The following is a 20,813-nucleotide window of genomic DNA, read 5'->3' on the forward strand; positions in this document are numbered from 1 at the left end:
ACCGGAGAAACCTTCGCGGAGAGTGTGCATCATATATTGGGCGCGACGGTCGAAATAGCCAAACGCAGTGAACTCCATATTTTCAAGGTGATACCCAAGCGGTGGGTCGTCGAATGTTCATTTGGTTGGCTGGAAAAATGTCGACGATTGTGGAAGAACGGTGAGAAGCATTTGAATACCCGCCTTCAGTTCGTCAATCTAGCATTCCTTGTCGTGCTGTTGCGTAGAAAAAATACTGAATAAGCTCTAAGCCAGCCATACAGCGTAAAAGCAAACGTACTGGTAAAACCCAACCCAGAGATCAAACTTTTCTCCTAAGCTGTATTCAGATAACCCTTTGAGTTAATTTCCTGCATAGTACAGGTATTCCGGTTCTGAGCAGGAATTATGGCATATCAAAGGGTTAAAATGGCGTTCAAATCCCAATGGTTGCTGTAGATGGTCAAGATTTTGACCATCACAAATTGTGATATCCCATCTTGGGTATAGAGGAAATCACAACACCTTTTAACAGTGCAAAGCCCAAATTAGGGCTTAAGTGGTAACTCATTGATATCTAGTCACAAGCTTGATCTTTCATTCTGCTTATTCGTTCTTTTATTTAAAGGTAGTCAGGAACTGTAGTTAAAGGAATTAAAAAATTAACAAACTTGAGTGTTTTTACGGCAACGGCATCACAAATACATTCAAAATCAATCGCCGCATTGATTTTGTGGATCAAATAGCCTGTATACTCGATAAACTTCAAGTTGTAATTCGCAATACGACGCAAGGCCTTATATTTCCCCGCGCAGCGGGGAAATATAACACGCATCTTGAAGTTGGATTGGTATAGTCTCGACTATGTGTGAGGAGTTTGCTCAGTGATGTTAAAGAATGGTCTTAATTTAGCTATAATGAAATCAACTTTAAATGGTAGAAGTTTTAATTCTGACAATACCCTATGAAAATAGCCATACTACGTCGAAATGGACTGGGTGATCTCATTTGTACTCAGCCATTAATAAAGTTTTTACAAAAAACTTACCCCAACGCAGAGATCAACTTATTTATAGATTCTGGCAATACTGAACTCGCTTATTATTTGTGCCCTGAAATCAAGATCCACATCCTCCCTAGAGGCAATAAATACCTATCTATTATCAAAACTGCATTAGCATTTCGTCGAAAAAATTTTGAGATTGCTATATCAGCCAAACCTACACCTATGAAGCTAAATAATCTATTCTTATGGCTATTAGGGGCTAAAAGACGCTATGCTGTTGTTACAGATAAGCACTGGCATGCAAAGTTAGTTAACTATCCAGTGAAGCAGGAGCAAGTCAATGGTTACCATCAGGCATTAAAAGTATTACGTACATTTTCACCTAATGAGAGTAAATTATCTCCTGAGACTTTTCCTTATATCGAATTTAAAAATACTTTTCAATCTACTGAACAGCAGACTCCCATGGTTTTATTTTCTATATCTAACAGTAGAAAACACAGTCTTATTAATAATGAACGCCTCACTTTAATTGCAAATAAAATCCTGGAAAATTACCCAGATACAAAATTTTTTATTTCTTCATATAAGCATGACACCCCTTTAGCTGAAGATTTAAAATCACGTATAGGAAAAAATAGTGAAGTTGTAGTATCCGATTCTCTGGATTCTTTTTTAACTTTATTGAACAGCATGACACTCATTGTTGTCGGTGATGGTGGTATTTGTCATTTAGCCGCCGCGCTACAGAAAAAGCTTGTTGCCTTTTATGGTGTAACAAGACCGGAAAATTGGGCACCACTGGCTGCAAAAGATACAACCATCACATTGTATGACCCTGAAAATGTCAACAATATTGATTTAGGTAAAGTTTACCCAGCGATATTTTCTTTGCTAAAAGAGTAAACTATTAAATAATTTCAATTGTATCCAAAAGATATAAATTTATCTTGAAAATAGACATAATTTGGCAACATAATTTATTTTTAAGGGGGCTCGATTTCCATTGGAAAACGGGCTTTTTGCGGAAAGGTTATTTTACCTAAGTATAGGTCTTAAACATCAGATAGTGACATCGGGTATGAGTAAAACGTTAATATCTCAATCCAAGTTACAAGACAATCCCTGTATTAATTGCGGAGCTTGCTGTGCGTATTTTCGTGTTTCATTTTATTGGGCTGAAGCTGAGGATGGTGGCGGCACAGTTCCCGTATCTATGACCGAAAAATTAAATGATTTCAGACGCTATATGAAAGGCACCAATGAACCTCACCCTCGATGTATCAATTTATGTGGTGAAATTGGTAAGTCGGTTTCCTGTTCTATTTATGATAAAAGGCCCTCCCCTTGCAGAGAATTTCCCCAAGCCTGGGAAACGGGAGATTATAATGAAAGTTGTGATCGTGCCAGAGCTGCTTATGACCTTCCCCCTTTGCCAAAACCTCAAACATAGTTGATACTCGTTTGATTTACGTCATCCACGCATGAAAAATACCGGCATTATGAATGTTCCCCGTAAATAAACTTAAGGTGACGAGGGTTTTTTCGAGAATAGCCCCAATGACGTTAATACGGCCTTTAGCGTGCCCGTCGTGTGTACCAAAACAGCGCTGTCGTTTCAGGGCGTAATGCATAGCCGACTGCGAAACATCCAAGCGTTTTGCGCTTTTTCATTGATAATCATCGGGAAAATTTTGGATATCCGCGATGAGTACCGGGTCAGGAATTTTCGTGGCGGGTTTGGCGGGTTTATCGTGTAGTGCCTGATGGAAGTGGTGGGCGATACCAGATTCGAACTGATGACCCCCTCCTTGTAAGGGAGATGCTCTACCAACTGAGCTAATCGCCCACTTCATATCCTGCTACCTAAATGGTGGGTCGTGCAGGATTCGAACCTGCGACCAATTGATTAAAAGTCAACTGCTCTACCGACTGAGCTAACGACCCAATTAGGTAATTCTGATTTTGATATCTAAATGGTGGGTCGTGCAGGATTCGAACCTGCGACCAATTGATTAAAAGTCAACTGCTCTACCGACTGAGCTAACGACCCAATTAGATAATTTTGATTTTGATATTTGAATGGTGGGTCGTGCAGGATTCGAACCTGCGACCAATTGATTAAAAGTCAACTGCTCTACCGACTGAGCTAACGACCCATTCTAAATATCAATGTGATACTGGAGACGAAACAACCCGATGAAGTGGTGGGCGATACCAGATTCGAACTGATGACCCCCTCCTTGTAAGGGAGATGCTCTACCAACTGAGCTAATCGCCCACTTCACGATGACTATTAACGACATCAATACCACTGATTTATGATTGGTGGGCGATACCAGATTCGAACTGATGACCCCCTCCTTGTAAGGGAGATGCTCTACCAACTGAGCTAATCGCCCAATCATAAAATCATTTTTATCACTACGAGAAATATGGTGGGCGATACCAGATTCGAACTGATGACCCCCTCCTTGTAAGGGAGATGCTCTACCAACTGAGCTAATCGCCCGTCGTGATGGAGTCGCATTATAGGGATAGTTCGAAGTGAGTCAACGCTTTTTATCACTAAAACAATCGTTCGTCGTAAAATTAAACAGAATGAAATAATTGTAATCACGTTATGGTATCATTCAGATGGGTTATTTTAGCTTTTCTCAATAACCTGCCGTTAACGCCATTGAGGAATTGAAGTGCAGTGATAAAATAACCCCCACTGTTGTTACTTCAATCATCCAACACGCTCTCTAATAAAGAGAAACGTAATTAAGGCAATTCCTGATGAGTAAAATTAAAACCCGTTTTGCACCAAGTCCTACTGGCTATCTGCATGTTGGTGGTGCGCGTACTGCTCTTTATTCCTGGTTATACAGTCGCCACAATAAAGGGGAATTTGTTCTTCGCATCGAAGATACCGATCTGGAACGTTCTACCCAAGAAGCCATCGATGCAATTATGGACGGGATGAACTGGTTAAATCTGAATTGGGATGAAGGCCCTTATTACCAGACCAAACGTTTCGACCGTTATAACCAGGTTATTGACGAAATGTTAGAGCAAGGTACTGCTTACCGCTGCTATTGCTCTAAAGAGCGTTTGGAACAATTGCGTGAAACTCAGATGGCTAATGGTGAAAAACCACGTTATGACGGAAAATGCTGTGATAGCGAGTGCCAGCACAGTCACGATGAGCCACATGTTGTACGTTTCCGCAACCCACAAGAAGGATCTGTCGTTTTTAATGACAGCATTCGTGGCCCGATTGAATTCAGTAACCAGGAGCTGGACGATTTGATCATTCGCCGTACCGACGGCTCACCAACTTATAACTTCTGTGTGGTCATTGATGATTGGGATATGGAAATTACCCATGTTATTCGTGGTGAAGATCATATCAACAATACCCCACGTCAGATCAATATCCTGAAAGCGCTTGGCGCACCTGTCCCGGAATATGCCCATGTTTCTATGATCCTCGGCGACGATGGTAAAAAACTGTCCAAGCGCCACGGCGCTGTCAGCGTAATGCAATACCGTGATGATGGTTATCTGCCAGAAGCCCTGTTGAACTATCTGGTTCGTCTGGGCTGGTCACATGGCGATCAGGAAATTTTCAGCATTGAAGAGATGACTGCACTGTTCAGCCTTGATGCCATCAGTAAATCTGCCAGTGCATTCAATACGGAAAAACTGCAATGGTTGAACCATCACTACATCAATACCCTGCCAGCAGAAAAAGTTGCTGTACATTTAGCCTGGCATATTGAACAGCAAGGTATTGATACTCGCACGGGTCCAGAACTGGTTGATTTGATCAAACTGTTAGGTGAGCGCTGTAAGACGCTGAAAGAAATGGCTGAATCTTGCCGTTATTTCTATGAAGAATTTGCCGAATTTGATGCAGATGCGGCGAAAAAACATCTGCGCCCGGTTGCTCGCCAGCCATTAGACGTTGCCCGGGCGAAACTGGCCGCTATTACCGAATGGACCCCTGAGAATATCCATCACGCTATTCAGGCGACGGCTGACGAACTGGACGTTGGCATGGGTAAAGTCGGTATGCCACTGCGTGTTGCTGTTACAGGTGCGGGTCAGTCTCCAAGCGTTGATGTAACAATCCATGCAGTTAACCAGGCACGTTCATTAGCTCGTATTGATCAGGCTCTGGCTTATATTGCCCAGCGTGAAGCGCAATAAAATAAATAATCATTTACCGATGTTACGTCATAACGTAGCGTGAATAATCAAGGCACTCAACTTATTACAGTGCCTTGATTTTTGTCCTCAAAACGGGTCATTGGCGGCTTTTTCAGCGCTTACACGGAGAAGATTAATGAATTCATTGACAGAGTTCTCCGGTTTTCATATGATTCGCCCCGTTCTACAGGATTTTGATTTGGGGCTATAGCTCAGCTGGGAGAGCGCTTGCATGGCATGCAAGAGGTCAGCGGTTCGATCCCGCTTAGCTCCACCAAATACTTATCTTACTTATTCATCAGAGTAACCGGTATCTGGTATTCAAAACCTGAACCCCATTTGTGGGGCTATAGCTCAGCTGGGAGAGCGCTTGCATGGCATGCAAGAGGTCAGCGGTTCGATCCCGCTTAGCTCCACCAAGATTCTGAAATCCCTGAAGACGCAAGTTTTCAGGGATTTTTCAACGGTTTTACCAACCCGTCCAATCCTTCAATTTTTATTGCAAGCGTCATTTCCATCAACTTTCCCAGTTTTCCCTGTGGGAACTCCCCCTTGCGGGCAAACCAAAGTAAATACTCTTCCGGCAAATCAATTAGCATTCGCCCTTTGTATTTACCAAATGGCATAGCTGTATTGGCTATTGCCAACAAGTTTTCTTTGTTCATCATATCAGCCTTATTATCTCATTATGAATATAAAAAAGTGGCATCTGCCAGGATGCCACTTTCGATTGTTTTTTATCAAATCCAATGAAACAGATTAGACGCTCAAAATCAGTCCGGTAATTGCTGCGGACAGGAAACTCACCAGCGTTGAACCAAACAGCAATTTCAAGCCAAAGCGCGCAACAGCATTACCTTGTTGTTCATCCAGCCCTTTCACAGCGCCAGAAATAATCCCAATGGAACTGAAGTTAGCGAAAGAAACCAAAAATACGGACAGAATACCTTTCGAATGTTCACTTAGTTGAGCAGACATCCCTTGCAGGCTCTGCATCGCCACAAATTCGTTAGAAACTAACTTGGTTGCCATGATACTGCCGACTTTCAGCGCTTCATCACTTGGAATACCAATGATCCATGCAAACGGATAAAACACATATCCCATACACTCCTGGAAAGTAATACCAAATACCAGATGGAAAATTGCATTAATTCCTGCAATCAAGGCAATAAAACCAATCAACATCGCAGTGACAATCAAAGCAACTTTGAAACCCGCCAGAATATAATCGCCCAGCATTTCAAAGAAACTTTGCCCTTCGTGGAGGTTGCTCATATGGATATCTTCTTCATTCTCAACAGAGTAAGGATTGATGAGAGATAAGATGATAAAAGTGCTGAACATGTTGAGGATCAGTGCCGCAACCACATATTTTGCATCCAGCATCGTCATGTAAGCACCGACGATAGCCATAGATACGGTAGACATTGCCGTTGCCGCCATCGTATACATCCGGCGCTCAGACATTTTGCCCAGCACATTTTTATAAGCAATAAAATTCTCTGATTGCCCCAGAATCAATGAACTGACCGCATTAAATGATTCCAGTTTACCCATGCCGTTAATTTTAGACAGCACTGTACCTATTACACGAATGACAATGGGTAGTACTTTGATGTGTTGCAAAATACCAATCAGGGCGGAGATAAAAATGATAGGACACAATACATTCAGGAAGAAAAAAGCCAGATTCGCTTCTATCATGCCACCAAAAACAAAACTGGTCCCTTTCGCTGCATAAGACAATAGATGGACAAATAAATCGTCAAATCCTTTAACGACTCTCAAACCGACGTTAGAATTCAGGAAGAACCAGGCCAGAAAGAGTTCGATTATCAGCAACTGAATAATATAACGAATCTTAATATCCTTCCGGTTATTACTTGCCAAAACTGCCAGGCCGCCAATGACCACTAATGCGAGTAAAAAATGTAAAACATGAGATATAGCCATAAAGAAGAACTCCAAACACGATTCTGTGCAAATTTACATCTGTATTTTATGCAACACATAATAGTAAATCTTGATTACTGTCACACCAATTTACTATTTAGGTGGTTATATGTCTCTATTTAGCTAACTCGATCACACTTTAATAATCGCCTCCCTAAATAGAAGACATATTATTCACCTAATAAACGGAGCATTTCCTCTTCATCAATAACGTAAATTCCCAGCTCATTAGCCTTAGCTAATTTGGAACCCGCAGCTTCACCTGCAATAACCAGATCTGTTTTCTTAGACACGCTTCCTGTCACTTTTGCGCCTAAAGCTGTCAGCTTATCTTTAGCTTCGTCTCGGGATAAACGGTTCAGTGAACCCGTCAATACGACTGTCTTGCCAGCAAATGGACTATCGACTTCATCAAAGTTCAGGCTTTCAGTCGATTCCCAATGAATACCAATATTGTTAACCAGATCATCAATCACCACCTGATTGTGTGGCTCATTAAAGAAATTCACAACATGGCGGGCAACAACACTTCCCACATCTTGCACCGCAATCAGTGCCTCCATGTCCGCTGCACGTAATTTTTCTAACGTGCCAAAATGGGCAACCAGGTTGGCGGCTGTCGCTTCGCCAACTTCACGAATACCCAAAGAGTAAATAAAGCGTGCAAAAGTGGTTTTCTTCGCTTTCTCCAAGGCATTAATGATATTTTGCGCAGATTTAGGTCCCATTCGCTCAAGACCTGTTAATTTCCCGGCTGTCAGTCGGAAAAGTTCAGCTGGCGTTTTGACGTACTCTTTATCCACAAGCTGCTCAATAATTTTTTCGCCCATGCCATCAACATCCATAGCACGACGGGAAACAAAATGTTTCAGTGCCTCTTTGCGCTGCGCTGCGCAGAACAAGCCTCCTGTACAACGAGCGACTGCTTCACCTTCGACACGCTCTATATCGGAGCCACAAACCGGACAATGTACGGGAAAAATCACTTCCTGAGTTTCTGCTGGCCTGTTTTCATAAACAACGCCCACGACTTGCGGGATAACATCTCCGGCACGACGAATAATCACCGTATCACCAATACGCAGTCCCAGACGTTCAATTTCATCTGCATTATGCAGCGTGGCATTACTCACCGTAACACCTGCCACCAATACAGGCTCCAGACGAGCAACCGGCGTAATGGCGCCAGTACGCCCTACCTGAAACTCGACATCACGGATGACAGTCATCTGCTCTTGAGCCGGAAACTTGAAAGCCGTCGCCCAACGTGGCGCTCGGGCAACAAAGCCCAACTTTTCCTGTAATTCGAGGGAATCAACCTTGACGACAATTCCATCAATATCAAAGCCTAGTGTCGGCCGCTTCTGCTCAATGTCACGGTAAAAATCCATCACCCGTTGAGTGCCCTGGCATAACTTCACGTTGTCATTGACAGGCAGTCCCCACCGCTTGAATTGCATCAGGCGTTCATAGTGACTTGCTGGTAACTCTCCGCCTTCCAGCACACCAACCCCATAGCAATAGAAAGTCAGTGGACGCCTGGCAGTAATGCGGGGGTCGAGCTGGCGCAATGATCCAGCCGCCGCATTGCGGGGATTGGCGAAGACTTTATTTCCTGTACGACGCGCTTCTTCGTTGAATCTTTCAAACCCGGCTTGTTTCATAAAGACTTCACCACGGATTTCGACGCGGGCGGGAATATTATCCCCTTTCAAACGCAAAGGAATGGCACAAATAGTACGGACGTTGGCGGTAATATTCTCCCCCGTTGTCCCATCGCCACGAGTCGCAGCTTGTACCAATTCCCCATTTTCATACAGCAAACTGACCGCCAAACCATCAAGTTTTAGCTCACAACAAAACACCAAATCCCGGCCATCTTTCAGACGATCACGAACCCGTTTGTCAAATGCCAGGTAGCTCTCTTCATCAAATACGTTGTCCAGAGACAACATAGGGATCTCATGGCGTACCTGCTCAAACGCCGTTAACGGTGCTGCTCCCACTCGCTGGGTAGGAGAATCCGCAGTCACCTGTTCTGGATGCTGCTCTTCCAGCGCTTTTAATTCTCTCATCAGACGATCATATTCTGCATCAGGGATCTCTGGCGCATCCATAACATGATACAAATATTCGTGATGACGTAATGTTGTTTTTAATTCATTGATTTTTTGGATAATATTTTCCATGACTTACCACCAGAGATGAAAAACCCCCGACTAGCGGGGGCTTGATACTAAAAAAGAGGGGTTATTCACTGACATTGAGCGTATCACGGATACGTGCCTTATAGAGTTCGATCATCTGTGGTGTCAGCAATTTGCGCTCACCATCCAGAACTATACCTCCCACATCAGCAGCGATGCGCTGTGCCGCCTGTAGCATCAGTTTAAAATTCTGATGGGAATCACCATATGAAGGCACAAGCATAAATATGGAAACACCAGGAGTAGTGAAATCGACCATTTGGTCTGGGTCAAACGAACCAGGTTTTACCATGTTAGCTAAACTGAATAACACAGCACCGCTACCCGATGGGTTTAGATGGCGATGAAAAATATTCATCTCACCAAACCGGAAGCCTGCCTGTAAAACGCTTTGGAACAGTACTTCACCATTCAGCTCCTGCCCATGATGAGCGGCCACATGCAACACCAACACGGTCTCTTTTTTAGTCTGTTCAGATTTAGACTGTGCTTCATTTTTCGCTGCTTTTGGCTGCCCTTCCACGATGTCAGAGTCTGCTACCCTGGCCTCTTTCGATGCAACGGGTTCAACCGGATCAAACAAGCCAAGTTGTGGTTCTTCCTGTTGATCATCGACATCTTTCACCTTGACTGTAGAAGCATCAGATTGATGCCTGGCAAGTAAAGGGTCAGTACCATCATCAGGCACTATGGCCGACGATTCAGACGCATGACGTTCGATAACCGGCTCTGCCCGATGTTCAGTCTGCGGTTTGGCCGACTCCTGAACATTCGATTTTGGCATATTATCAAACTGTTCATCGCCATCATCATCCTTTTGCTCCTCCTGATGCCCCTGTTTATGACGTTTAACTGGGCGATCACGAAAGAGTGATGAACGCTCTTTACGGCTGGTCCACAACCCATGTAATAGCAAAGCTATTATGGCTATCGCACCAACAACGATTAATATCAGACGCAAATCCTGCATCATTGCTATCTCTGTTGTTTAAATTAATTGCCATCACGGCGGAATATTCTTTAGATAAGAGTATTTGTCAAATAGGACAAGTGCAAGTCTCTACATACTTTTCTTACCATAATGAGAGAATTTCTCTGTTTTTTCGGATGTTTTTTACTCATAAAACGACTGGTCAGTAGAAAACCCTGCCTATATCATACCGTCTCAATCATCTAAGAGAGAATAAGAAAATATGACGAATTCGACAAAATTGCCAAAATATGCGAGTGGATTTCACTATATTGCCCAAGGTTGGCAACTAATAACCCGTCCTGGCATTAAGAGATTCGTTTTATTACCTTTATTGGCTAACATCTTATTGCTGGGGGGTTCATTTTGGTGGCTATACCATAAACTGGGTGACTGGATACAATGGACTCTCGATAAAATACCAGACTGGATGCAATGGTTAAGCTATTTAATTTGGCCAATTGCAGTTATCTCTATCCTGCTGTTTTTTACTTATTTTTTCAGTACACTGGCGAATTTTATCGCTTCACCATTCAACGGCTTGCTGGCAGAAAAACTGGAGGCTGACTTAACAGGAATTCCGACACCTGATACTGGCGTTATTGACTTACTCAAAGACACGCCCCGTATTTTGAAACGCGAAGGCGTGAAAATTCTTTACTATATTCCGCGTGCATTTATCCTACTGTTACTTTACTTCATTCCAGGAATAGGCCAAACCGTCGCTCCCCTCCTTTGGTTTATTTTCAGTGCCTGGATGCTGACAATCCAATATTGTGATTATCCGTTTGATAACCATAAAGTCAGTTTTACCACCATGCGTAATACGTTACGCCAAAATAAAATAAAGAACCTGCAATTCGGCGCAGCGGTCAGCATTCTGACTATGATCCCGCTTGTGAACCTGTTTATCATGCCCGTTGCGGTTTGTGGAGCCACTGCGATGTGGGTTGATCGCTACCATGCTCAACATGCCCTGAATCGCACATCAGCAAACTAATTTAGTCGTCTGTTGACTACTTCTGCCTACTGCATCCCACAAAGCCCCGACAAATTATAAGCATATCAGGGGGCTTTGTTTAAAAATTCATGCCAATCTTAAATAATCAGAAGAATATAAAATGACCATCAATTATTCTTTTATATAATAAGAATAGACTGAAACCTTATTTCCATAAATAGGATGTTAGCGTATGGTTAATCAGTATTTACGGTATGTTAGGGGCAATCGAACAATGAGCAAAATTTATGAAGATAATTCGTTGACTATTGGTCACACTCCGCTAGTACGTTTAAAAAATTTCGCAAATGGCCGCATTTTGGCAAAAGTAGAATCCCGTAACCCCAGTTTTAGTGTCAAATGCCGCATTGGTGCCAATATGATTTGGGATGCTGAAAAACGTGGCATTCTGACCAAAGATAAAGAACTTATCGAGCCAACCAGTGGTAATACAGGGATTGCACTTGCCTATGTTGCCGCTGCTCGTGGTTATAAGCTGACACTGACCATGCCTGAAACAATGAGCCTTGAACGACGTAAATTACTGAAAGTACTCGGCGCAAATTTGGTGCTGACCGAAGGTGCAAAAGGCATGAAAGGCGCGATTGAGAAAGCCAACGAAATCCGTGACAGCAATCCTGACCGTTATATCCTTCTGCAACAATTCAGTAATCCTGCCAACCCGGAAATTCATGAAAAAACCACTGGCCCTGAAATTTGGGAAGATACCGATGGTAATGTAGACGTTTTTGTTGCTGGCGTAGGAACTGGCGGCACAATCACGGGTGTTGCCCGTTACTTAAAAAATACGCGGGGCAAACACGCTACTATCGTTGCGGTAGAACCCGAAAGTTCACCTGTTATCAGCCAAAAATTGGCGGGTGAAGAACTTAAACCAGGCCCACATAAAATTCAGGGAATTGGTGCTGGTTTCATTCCTGATAACTTAGATTTAACATTAGTTGACCGTGTATTTAAAATCAGCAATGAAGAAGCGATGCAAGTTGCACGAGAAGTTACTGAAAAAGAAGGAATTCTTGCCGGTATTTCTTCAGGGGCCGCTGTTGCAGCGGCTGTCAAAATAGCGCAAGAAGAAGCCTACAAAGACAAAAACATCGTGGTGATTTTGCCTTCATCAGCTGAACGTTATCTCAGTACAGCCCTGTTTGCTGACTTACTCAGTGAGTAAAAATTATACTTAGAATTTTTCACTACATTGACAAAAAGGCACCTCCAGGGTGCTTTTTTGTGCATCAGATCAAAGTTTAAAACTTTCCTAGATGATTTATTCAGGTAGCTTTAGTATTTAACCAGTAATTATTTTGATGCACGAAATTAATCGCCAACCAGACGTTATTCAATTAAAGCATTCTTCGAATAGCGTGTATTAACACCAAATCAACAATTGAGTACATCAAGTATGTTAATTTTTTGATAATGATTATTATAATCCCACTAAATTTCAAGTTAAAATTAGCCACGCAATAACTTGAAAAACGAAGGGAATACACTTTACTTCATTATCATTTTAACGGTCGTATAAGCCACAGAGTATTCAGCTATATCCAATGGAATTCTCTGTGGCTTATCAACGAATATTTAAGTTATTGAGGAAATACTATGTTCCAGCAAGAAGTTACTATTACTGCACCCAATGGCCTCCACACTCGCCCTGCGGCACAATTTGTCAAAGAAGCAAAAGGCTTTGCTTCGGACATTACTCTGACTTCTGGAGGCAAGTCTGCCAGCGCAAAAAGCCTGTTCAAATTACAAACGCTGGGATTGACTCAAGGTACAGTCGTAACGATTTCTGCTGAAGGCGAAGATGAACAACAGGCTGTTGAACATTTAGTTAAATTAATGGGTGAATTGGAATAATCGTCCGTTCAATTAAGCCAATCTATTCCATTCAGTTTATCCCCAGGCCAATAAAATCTGGGGATATTTAGGGTCTTCCCTAAGTCTTAATGAAAGGTAATCACCCGCAGTCAAGGTCATATAATATGATTTCAGGTATTTTAGTATCACCAGGCATTGCTTTCGGTAAAGCGTTATTACTGAAAGAAGATCCCATCATTATCAATCATAAAAAAATTATTCCTGAACAAGTTGAACAAGAAATTTCCCGCTTTAAGCAAGGCCGTGACAAATCTTCCGCACAATTAGAGATCATTAGAGAAACAGCCGAAAAAAATCTGGGTGCAGAAAAGGCTGAAATCTTCGAAGGCCATATTATGTTGCTGGAAGATGAAGAGCTAGAGCAGGAAATTATTACACTGATTAAAAAAAATCTGTTAACAGCAGATGCAGCCGTTCATTCCGTTATTGAAGATCAGGCCAATGCGCTGGAAGAACTGGATGATGAATATTTGAAAGAGCGAGCCGCCGATGTCCGTGATATTGGTAAGCGCTTACTGAGAAATATTCTGGATATGCCAATTATCGACTTAGGTTCCATTGAAGAAGAAGTCATCTTGGTTGCCAGTGACCTGACCCCGTCAGAAACCGCACAACTTAATCTGGACAAGGTATTAGGTTTCATCACTGACCTTGGAGGCCGAACGTCTCACACTTCCATTATGGCCCGCTCTCTGGAATTACCGGCGATTGTTGGCACAACCAATGCAACCAAGCAAATCCAAAATGGCAGCTACCTGATTCTGGATGCCGTCAATAATCACATTTATGTGAACCCATCTGATACTGAAATCGAGAAACTGAAAACGGCGAAAAGTGAGTATCTGACAGAAAAAACCGAACTGGCGAAGCTGAAAGACTTACCTGCCATCACATTGGATGGTCACCAAGTTGAGGTTTGCGCCAATATCGGTACGGTGCGTGACATTGCTGGCGCTGAACGCAATGGTGCCGAAGGTATTGGTTTATACCGTACTGAATTTCTGTTTATGGATCGTGATTCTCTGCCAACCGAAAACGAACAGTTTGAAGCTTATAAAGCAGTTGCAGAAGCTGTTGGTAATCAAGCCGTCATTATTCGTACAATGGATATTGGTGGCGATAAAGACTTACCTTACATGAATCTGCCAAAAGAAGAGAACCCATTCCTTGGCTGGCGCGCGATCCGTATTTGCCTTGACCGTAAAGAGATCTTACATTCTCAATTACGTGCTATCCTGAGAGCTTCTGCATTTGGTAAACTGCGCATTATGTTCCCAATGATTATTTCAGTTGAAGAAATTCGGGAATTGAAAGTTGAGCTTACGTTACTCAAAGAGCAATTACGCAATGAAAACAAAGCATTTGATGAATCGATTGAAGTAGGCATCATGGTGGAAACGCCTGCTGCTGCAACCATGGCTCATCATCTTGCAAAAGAGGTTGACTTTTTTAGTATTGGGACAAACGATCTAACTCAGTATACTCTTGCGGTAGACCGTGGTAATGAGCTGATTTCTCATCTCTACAACCCAATGTCACCAGCCGTGCTGAGCTTAATCAAGCAGGTTATTGATGCCTCACACGCCGAAGGTAAATGGACAGGCATGTGTGGAGAGCTTGCCGGTGATGAACGCGCCACGCTGTTGCTCCTGGGCATGGGGTTGGATGAGTTCAGCATGAGTGCAATATCAATTCCACGCATTAAAAAGATCATCCGTAATACTAATTATGATGATGCAAAAGCACTGGCAGAGCAGGCCTTGACTCAGCCAACAGCAAAGGAATTGATGGATTTGGTTGACACCTTTACCAGAGAAAAAACACTCTGCTAAAAATTAGCCAGAATACGGTCCCATTAAACAATTAGGAGAAGATTCATGGGTCTGCTTGATAAATTGAAATCTCTGGTTTCAGACGATAAAAAAAATAGTGGCAGTATTGAAATTATCGCGCCATTGTCAGGTGAGATAGTCAACATCGAAGATGTTCCAGATGTTGTTTTTGCCGAAAAAATCGTCGGTGATGGTATCGCGATTAAACCAACCGGCAATAAAATTGTCGCTCCTGTTGATGGCACCATTGGTAAGATCTTCGAAACTAATCATGCTTTTTCTATCGAATCTGATAGTGGCATTGAGCTGTTCGTCCATTTTGGCATTGATACCGTTGAACTGAAAGGTGAAGGTTTTAAACGCATTGCCGAAGAAGGTCAACGGGTACAAAAAGGGGATTTGGTTTTAGAGTTTGATCTGGCATTTCTGGAAGAAAGAGCTAAATCAACCTTAACTCCTGTGGTTATTTCTAACATGGATGAAATTAAAGAGTTAACGAAAGTAAATGGCTCCGTAGTCGTAGGTGAGTCAGTCATCATGCGAATCAAAAAGTAACAGAAAAATCATTGCGGGATATGTGCCTCTTTTTCTGTTAACCGATTCATTTTAATTGATGAACTGTTCGTAAATCGTCACTGCTTTATCAGGCTAGTCAGTTCAGGGTGTCTGATAAAACAGGACGATTTTTTACGGATGATAAAAGGTTAATTAAATACCCCTGTAGACAAGTACCTGTCACCACGATCACAAATAATCGCGACAATGACGGCACCAGGGTTTTCGGCGGCAATACGTAATGCCCCAGAGACTGCCCCACCAGAACTGACACCACAGAAAATACCTTCCTTTTGCGCCAACAAACGCATAGTCTCTTCCGCTTCCGTTTGGGTGATATCCAGGACCTGATCCACCAGCGCTTTCTGGTAAATTCCGGGCATATACGCTGGAGTCCAACGACGAATACCAGGAATATGACTATCTTCCGCAGGTTGTAATCCGGTAACGTTCACTCTGTCTGACTGAGATTTCAAATAGCGGCTTACCCCCGTAATCGTGCCTGTCGTTCCCATACTGGAAACAAAGTGCGTGATCCGCCCCTGTGTTTGCTGCCAAATTTCCGGGCCAGTCGTATTAAAATGAGCCAGTGAATTATCCGTATTATTAAATTGGTCCAGAACTTTTCCTTCCCCATTTTTCTCCATTTCTTGTGCCAAATCCCGCGCACCCTCCATTCCCAATTCTTTACTGACTAAAATTAACTCAGCACCGTAAGCCCGCATTGATGCCTGTCTCTCAACGCTCATATTTTCAGGCATCAATAATTTTAGGCGATATCCTTTTACCGCCGCGATCATCGCCAGTGCAATACCGGTATTACCACTCGTTGCTTCAATCAAAACATCACCCGGGACGATTTCCCCACGCAATTCCGCTTGCAGGATCATCGAAAGCGCAGCCCTGTCTTTTACGGAACCCGCCGGGTTATTACCTTCCAGCTTCACCCAAATCTCAGCGTCAATGCCTTCTGTCATTCGCTGTAATTTTACCAGCGGTGTATTACCTATAAATTCTTCCAAGCTTGCCACAGCATTACCTAGTTCGTATGAGAATGGATAAGCAAATAATCATATTAAGGAAACTGTAGCAAGACATTAAGCAAAAAATCCCTGCTTCCTTGCATGACGGAAAATAGGGATTCAATATAAAGGTAAATTAAATCAGGCTGATTCAGCAAATCTCAACACTTTTAAGGGTAAATTCCCCGCATACAAGCGGGCACCCGTGCCCCCAATAAAATAGTGATTTCCTCTAACGGGTATGGATGAATTATCCTGCCAAATCACCGACAGGTATTCATCACCCCACCCTATCGGCTGCACTGATAACAGGAAAAAATGACCGCGAGGGCTGACTTCCACGATTTGTACCGGCAAAGGGCAAGCAGGTGTTTGCCTGGCACTCAGCATCATATCCCAGGGCCGGAAAAAAACATCAACACGTCCTTGATGCAGCGGTGTGATATTCAATGGAAAAATTTTCCCGCCAATACGGAGTTGGGAACCTTTAATTTCACCATTCAGTTTGTTTATTTCTCCCATAAATTCAAGCACGAATCGGCTCTCCGGTTCATGCCATACTTGCTGGGGAGTACCAACCTGTTCAATGCGCCCTTGATTCATAAGTACCACCCTGTCAGCCACCTCCATTGCCTCTTCCTGATCATGGGTAACAAATACGCTGGTAAACTTCAATTCTTCATGCAACTGGCGCAACCAACGACGCAACTCCATGCGAACCTGAGCATCTAATGCACCAAAAGGCTCATCCAATAAGAGGATCTGTGGCTCAACCGCCAATGCCCTTGCTAATGCTACACGCTGTTTTTGTCCACCAGAAAGTTGCGACGGATAACGTTCTGCCAAATGGGCAAGTTGCACCATATCCAGCAATGCCATGACCTTACTACGCAACGCCTCAGCACTGGGACGCTGACGGCGAGCAAGAACCGTCAGGCCAAAAGCCACGTTATCAAATACCGTCATATGGCGAAATAAGGCATAGTGCTGGAATACAAACCCAACACGCCGATCTTTTGCATGTAGCCGGCTGACATCCTGGCCGTGGAATTTCAATTGGCCCGCACTCTGCTGCTCCAGCCCTGCGATGATCCTCAACAATGTCGTCTTGCCAGAACCCGATGGACCAAGCAGGGCGATCATCTCTCCAGATTCGATATCCAGTGAAATGTCATTCAGTATCTGAGATAGACCAAAAGATTTACTGATTTGATTGATTTCAATACTCATATCCCGCTCCTAACCTACCCATGCTGGCGGCTTAAACGCCATTGCAATGCACTTTTGACAATCAGAGTAATAATCGCCATCACCGCCAATAAGGCCGCAGCCGTAAATGCGCCAACCGTGTTGTAATCTTGATACAACAGCTCAACCTGCAAAGGCAGCGTATAGGTTTCACCGCGAATTGCCCCCGATACCACAGACACAGCCCCAAATTCCCCAATCGCCCGCGCATTGGTCAAAACGACGCCATATAACAATGCCCAACGAATATTTGGCAATGTCACGCGCCAGAACATCTTCCAGCCAGAGGCACCCAACAATATGGCAGCTTCATCCTCCTGATTGCCCTGGCTCAACATCACCGGCACCAATTCACGGACAACAAACGGACATGTCACAAACACGGTCACCAATACCATACCAGGCCATGAAAACATCAATTGGATGTCATAATTCCCAAGCCAGCTTCCTAACCAGCCATTCGCACCATAAAACAGCAGATAAAGTAATCCAGCCACAACCGGCGAAATCGCAAACGGAATATCAATTAATGTCAGCAATAATTGTCTGCCGGGGAATTGGAAACGTGTCACTAACCACGCCGTCATCACACCAAAAACTAAATTAAGGGGGACAGTGATAAGCGCAATCATCACTGTTAGCCAGATAGCGTGCAGCATATCGGGATCGAAAAGATTCCGGGCAACTATGTCGATTCCTTTGGAAAAGGCGGTCAAGAAAATCCATGCTATCGGTATGACCAACAGCAGAAGGGAAAAAAGTACACCAGTGCCGATCAGTAACCATTTTCCCCAATTTATAGCGGGGCGTTGTGCCACTGTGTATGCGGAAAATTCAGTCATTAATGTCCCCCGATCCGTTTACCAAAACGACTTTGCAAGATATTGACGCTAAACAGCAGTAATAACGACGCTGCGAGGATGACTGAAGCGATCGCACTAGCCGCCGGATAATCAAATTCTTGCAGGCGGACAAAGATCATCAGGGAGGCAACTTCGGTCTGCCAGGCAATATTGCCTGCAATGAAAATCACGGCACCAAATTCTCCCAGGCTACGCGTAAAAGAGAGCACAGTTCCGGCAATCAATGCAGGTGAAACCTCTGGTAATATAACCCGCCGAAAAGTCTGCCAACGGCTTGCTCCCAATGTCTGTGCTGCTTCCTCATATTCAGGGCCTAATTCTTCAAGCACAGGCTGAACAGTACGCACAACAAACGGCAGGCTAGTAAATGCCATTGCGACCGCAATCCCCAGCCAGGTATTGGCGACTTTGATATCGAAATGACCAAGCCAAGCCCCATACCACCCTGTTGCAGAAAAGAGTGTCGCTAGCGTTAAACCCGCAACTGCCGTCGGTAAAGCAAACGGCAAATCCATCAAACCATCTAATAAACTACGTCCGGGAAATTGGTAGCGCGTTAATATCCAGGCCATCAACATACCAAAAACCATATTGAATAAACTGGCAACCGCTGCGGCCAACAGTGTCACCTGATAAGCGGCAACAACCTGCGGGTTAGCGATGACTTGCCAATATTGTTCCCATGTCATACTGGAAAGCTGTACGACCAATGCGCTTAATGGCAATAGCAGGATAAGGCAGACATAAAACAGGCTACAGCCTAAACTCAGCCCAAATCCGGGCAAGACACGTTTGCTAAATACCCACATTATTTGCGCCCTTCTTTCAACAACTGATCAAGCGTACCGCCAGTATTAAAGTGAGTTTTCATCACTTGAGACCAGCTACCGAATTGTTCTTCGAGGCGAAACAGTTTGGTGACAGGAAAACGGGATTGCTGTGCTTTCATCACATTTTGATCAATCACACGATAACTAAAACTGGCTATGATTTGCTGGGCTGACGGACTATACAGATAATTTAAATACGCTTTGGCAACCGCTTCCGTACCTTTTTTCTGCACACTCTTATCCACCCAGGTCACCGGGAATTCAGCCAAAATATTGACCGGCGGTACAATGACCCGGTAATTATCTTCTCCATACTGTTTACGAATGTTATTGACCTCAGATTCGAAGCTAATCAGTACGTCCCCTATACCCCGTTCAATAAAGGAAGCTGTTGCCCCACGGCCTCCGGTATCAAACACCGCTACATTCTGTAAAAAGTGCTGCATCTGTTGGCGCACTTTAGCAGGATCATGCGGATTTTTTTGCTGAAAAGCGCCCCATGCAGCCAAATAGGTATAGTGTCCATTACCTGACGTTTTTGGATTGGGGAAAACTAATGTCACATCATTTCGCACCAAGTCTTCCCAAGATTGGATATGTTTGGGGTTACCTTTATGTACCAGAAACGCCATAGTGGAATAATATGGAGAACTGTTATTCGGCAAACGCTGCTGCCAATTGACGGGAATAAGATTGCCGCGATCGTGCAAGATCTGAATATCTGTGACTTGGTTATAAGTGACGACATCCGCCCGCAATCCATGCAAAATGGCCAATGCTTGTTTAGATGAACCGGCATGGGACTGCTTAATGGTCAACTTATCCTGCGGGTTCTGTTCATTCCATTGTTTTTCAAATTTCGGATTCAAGCTCAAGAATAATTCTCGCCCGATATCGTAAGAACTATTCAGCAACTCAACAGCCAAGGCGTTAGAGCTATAAACGTTGAGACAGGCAAAAAACAACAAGCTAGTCACTCCGTTTAATAATTTATTTTTTATTGCCACTATTTTCATCCAACACCTTACTCAGCACGCTATTTGACAACAATTTCTCTACTGTATCCAGAATCTTTATAACAGGGTAGTTTACTGGCTACTGTTTTATATACCGAATTTTTATGAGAAATGATGAAAAGCGATAAGATGTAGAAAATATCAGGTTACAGGTGCCAGCCGCTTTTCACGTAATCACGTAACTAAAACGGTTTGAACTCTGGCACACTGCCCTCATCATGCAAGTGGATTAA

At 43.5% G+C, this 20,813-nt stretch carries 19 protein-coding genes and 9 tRNA genes; 11 read left to right on the forward strand and 17 right to left on the reverse strand.

The window, feature by feature from the left end; translation table 11 throughout:
• The 3 genes from ABLA76_RS08560 to ABLA76_RS08570 all read left to right on the forward strand — a co-directional run.
• Nucleotides 1-243, forward strand: a 243-nt coding sequence (locus ABLA76_RS08560; RefSeq protein ID WP_348987602.1) for a transposase, incomplete at its 5' end; no start/stop codon positions are given.
• A 700-nt stretch (nucleotides 244-943) separates the two neighbouring features.
• A complete protein-coding gene (locus ABLA76_RS08565; RefSeq protein WP_348987603.1) occupies nucleotides 944-1,891 on the forward strand; it encodes a glycosyltransferase family 9 protein in 948 nt (315 codons plus the stop codon).
• A gap of 175 nt (nucleotides 1,892-2,066) precedes the next feature.
• Nucleotides 2,067-2,438, forward strand: a complete 372-nt coding sequence (locus ABLA76_RS08570; protein ID WP_348987657.1) for a YkgJ family cysteine cluster protein — start codon at nucleotides 2,067-2,069, stop codon at nucleotides 2,436-2,438.
• Nucleotides 2,439-2,454: 16 nt separating this feature from the next.
• Here ABLA76_RS08570 and ABLA76_RS08575 read toward each other — a convergent pair whose 3' ends face one another.
• The 8 genes from ABLA76_RS08575 to ABLA76_RS08610 all read right to left on the reverse strand — a co-directional run bounded on the left by ABLA76_RS08575 (nucleotide 2,455) and on the right by ABLA76_RS08610 (nucleotide 3,497).
• Entirely contained in the window at nucleotides 2,455-2,619 is a 165-nt protein-coding gene (locus ABLA76_RS08575; protein ID WP_348987604.1) for a hypothetical protein, read from the reverse strand.
• 139 nt (nucleotides 2,620-2,758) lie between these two features.
• Nucleotides 2,759-2,834, reverse strand: a tRNA-Val gene (locus ABLA76_RS08580).
• A gap of 22 nt (nucleotides 2,835-2,856) precedes the next feature.
• Nucleotides 2,857-2,932 (reverse strand) — tRNA-Lys (locus ABLA76_RS08585).
• A 30-nt stretch (nucleotides 2,933-2,962) separates the two neighbouring features.
• Nucleotides 2,963-3,038 (reverse strand) — tRNA-Lys (locus ABLA76_RS08590).
• Between the two features lie 30 nt (nucleotides 3,039-3,068).
• Nucleotides 3,069-3,144, reverse strand: a tRNA-Lys gene (locus tag ABLA76_RS08595).
• Between the two features lie 46 nt (nucleotides 3,145-3,190).
• Nucleotides 3,191-3,266: transfer RNA gene (locus ABLA76_RS08600), tRNA-Val, on the reverse strand.
• 45 nt (nucleotides 3,267-3,311) lie between these two features.
• Nucleotides 3,312-3,387, reverse strand: a tRNA-Val gene (locus tag ABLA76_RS08605).
• 34 nt (nucleotides 3,388-3,421) lie between these two features.
• Nucleotides 3,422-3,497: transfer RNA gene (locus tag ABLA76_RS08610), tRNA-Val, on the reverse strand.
• A gap of 269 nt (nucleotides 3,498-3,766) precedes the next feature.
• On the opposite strand from ABLA76_RS08610, the gene gltX reads away from it, so the two are divergent.
• From gltX to ABLA76_RS08625, 3 genes are all read left to right on the forward strand, one after another.
• Nucleotides 3,767-5,182 (forward strand): glutamate--tRNA ligase, encoded by a 1,416-nt coding sequence (gltX, locus tag ABLA76_RS08615; protein WP_348987605.1) that lies wholly within the window; start codon nucleotides 3,767-3,769, stop codon nucleotides 5,180-5,182.
• A gap of 201 nt (nucleotides 5,183-5,383) precedes the next feature.
• A tRNA-Ala gene (locus tag ABLA76_RS08620) sits at nucleotides 5,384-5,459 on the forward strand.
• Between the two features lie 66 nt (nucleotides 5,460-5,525).
• Nucleotides 5,526-5,601, forward strand: a tRNA-Ala gene (locus ABLA76_RS08625).
• A 30-nt stretch (nucleotides 5,602-5,631) separates the two neighbouring features.
• Here ABLA76_RS08625 and ABLA76_RS08630 read toward each other — a convergent pair.
• From ABLA76_RS08630 to zipA, 4 genes are all read right to left on the reverse strand, one after another.
• Nucleotides 5,632-5,847 carry a DUF3820 family protein gene (locus tag ABLA76_RS08630; protein ID WP_348987658.1) on the reverse strand — a complete coding sequence of 72 codons (216 nt, stop codon included), beginning with the start codon at nucleotides 5,845-5,847 and terminating at the stop codon, nucleotides 5,632-5,634.
• A gap of 94 nt (nucleotides 5,848-5,941) precedes the next feature.
• Entirely contained in the window at nucleotides 5,942-7,132 is a 1,191-nt protein-coding gene (locus ABLA76_RS08635) for a nucleoside transporter C-terminal domain-containing protein (protein ID WP_348987659.1), read from the reverse strand.
• 176 nt (nucleotides 7,133-7,308) lie between these two features.
• Nucleotides 7,309-9,327 carry an NAD-dependent DNA ligase LigA gene (ligA, locus tag ABLA76_RS08640; RefSeq protein ID WP_348987606.1) on the reverse strand — a complete coding sequence of 673 codons (2,019 nt, stop codon included), beginning with the start codon at nucleotides 9,325-9,327 and terminating at the stop codon, nucleotides 7,309-7,311.
• Nucleotides 9,328-9,388: 61 nt separating this feature from the next.
• Nucleotides 9,389-10,318 carry a cell division protein ZipA gene (gene zipA, locus ABLA76_RS08645; RefSeq protein WP_348987607.1) on the reverse strand — a complete coding sequence of 310 codons (930 nt, stop codon included), beginning with the start codon at nucleotides 10,316-10,318 and terminating at the stop codon, nucleotides 9,389-9,391.
• Nucleotides 10,319-10,538: 220 nt separating this feature from the next.
• On the opposite strand from zipA, the gene cysZ reads away from it, so the two are divergent.
• The 5 genes from cysZ to crr all read left to right on the forward strand — a co-directional run bounded on the left by cysZ (nucleotide 10,539) and on the right by crr (nucleotide 15,601).
• The gene (gene cysZ, locus ABLA76_RS08650) at nucleotides 10,539-11,315 is read left to right on the forward strand and encodes a sulfate transporter CysZ (RefSeq protein WP_348987608.1); all 777 of its coding nucleotides are present in this window, start codon (nucleotides 10,539-10,541) and stop codon (nucleotides 11,313-11,315) included.
• A gap of 235 nt (nucleotides 11,316-11,550) precedes the next feature.
• On the forward strand, nucleotides 11,551-12,504 hold the full coding sequence (gene cysK / locus ABLA76_RS08655; RefSeq protein WP_348987609.1) for a cysteine synthase A: 954 nt from the start codon (nucleotides 11,551-11,553) through the stop codon (nucleotides 12,502-12,504).
• 431 nt (nucleotides 12,505-12,935) lie between these two features.
• On the forward strand, nucleotides 12,936-13,193 hold the full coding sequence (ptsH, locus tag ABLA76_RS08660) for a phosphocarrier protein Hpr (protein WP_047767271.1): 258 nt from the start codon (nucleotides 12,936-12,938) through the stop codon (nucleotides 13,191-13,193).
• 125 nt (nucleotides 13,194-13,318) lie between these two features.
• On the forward strand, nucleotides 13,319-15,046 hold the full coding sequence (gene ptsI, locus ABLA76_RS08665) for a phosphoenolpyruvate-protein phosphotransferase PtsI (protein ID WP_348987610.1): 1,728 nt from the start codon (nucleotides 13,319-13,321) through the stop codon (nucleotides 15,044-15,046).
• A gap of 45 nt (nucleotides 15,047-15,091) precedes the next feature.
• The gene (gene crr / locus ABLA76_RS08670) at nucleotides 15,092-15,601 is read left to right on the forward strand and encodes a PTS glucose transporter subunit IIA (RefSeq protein ID WP_047767273.1); all 510 of its coding nucleotides are present in this window, start codon (nucleotides 15,092-15,094) and stop codon (nucleotides 15,599-15,601) included.
• A gap of 149 nt (nucleotides 15,602-15,750) precedes the next feature.
• Here the strand turns inward: crr and cysM are convergent, their stop codons facing one another.
• The 5 genes from cysM to cysP form a co-directional block, all read right to left on the reverse strand.
• Complete coding sequence (gene cysM, locus ABLA76_RS08675; protein ID WP_348987611.1) at nucleotides 15,751-16,632, reverse strand: cysteine synthase CysM; 882 nt, start codon at nucleotides 16,630-16,632, stop codon at nucleotides 15,751-15,753.
• A 132-nt stretch (nucleotides 16,633-16,764) separates the two neighbouring features.
• Nucleotides 16,765-17,853 carry a sulfate/thiosulfate ABC transporter ATP-binding protein CysA gene (gene cysA / locus ABLA76_RS08680; protein WP_348987612.1) on the reverse strand — a complete coding sequence of 363 codons (1,089 nt, stop codon included), beginning with the start codon at nucleotides 17,851-17,853 and terminating at the stop codon, nucleotides 16,765-16,767.
• A gap of 14 nt (nucleotides 17,854-17,867) precedes the next feature.
• Nucleotides 17,868-18,713: a sulfate/thiosulfate ABC transporter permease CysW gene (gene cysW / locus ABLA76_RS08685; RefSeq protein WP_348987613.1), complete on the reverse strand. Its 846-nt coding sequence runs from the start codon at nucleotides 18,711-18,713 to the stop codon at nucleotides 17,868-17,870.
• Nucleotides 18,713-19,546 (reverse strand): sulfate/thiosulfate ABC transporter permease CysT, encoded by an 834-nt coding sequence (cysT, locus tag ABLA76_RS08690; RefSeq protein ID WP_348987660.1) that lies wholly within the window; start codon nucleotides 19,544-19,546, stop codon nucleotides 18,713-18,715. The genes cysW and cysT overlap by 1 nt, the downstream gene beginning before the upstream one ends.
• Entirely contained in the window at nucleotides 19,543-20,580 is a 1,038-nt protein-coding gene (cysP, locus tag ABLA76_RS08695; protein WP_348987614.1) for a thiosulfate ABC transporter substrate-binding protein CysP, read from the reverse strand. Before cysP ends, cysT begins: the two co-directional genes overlap by 4 nt.
• Between the last annotated feature and the right edge of the window lie 233 nt (nucleotides 20,581-20,813).

The organism is Xenorhabdus sp. SGI240 (genome assembly GCF_040081915.1).
GTDB lineage: Bacteria > Pseudomonadota > Gammaproteobacteria > Enterobacterales > Enterobacteriaceae > Xenorhabdus > Xenorhabdus bakwenae.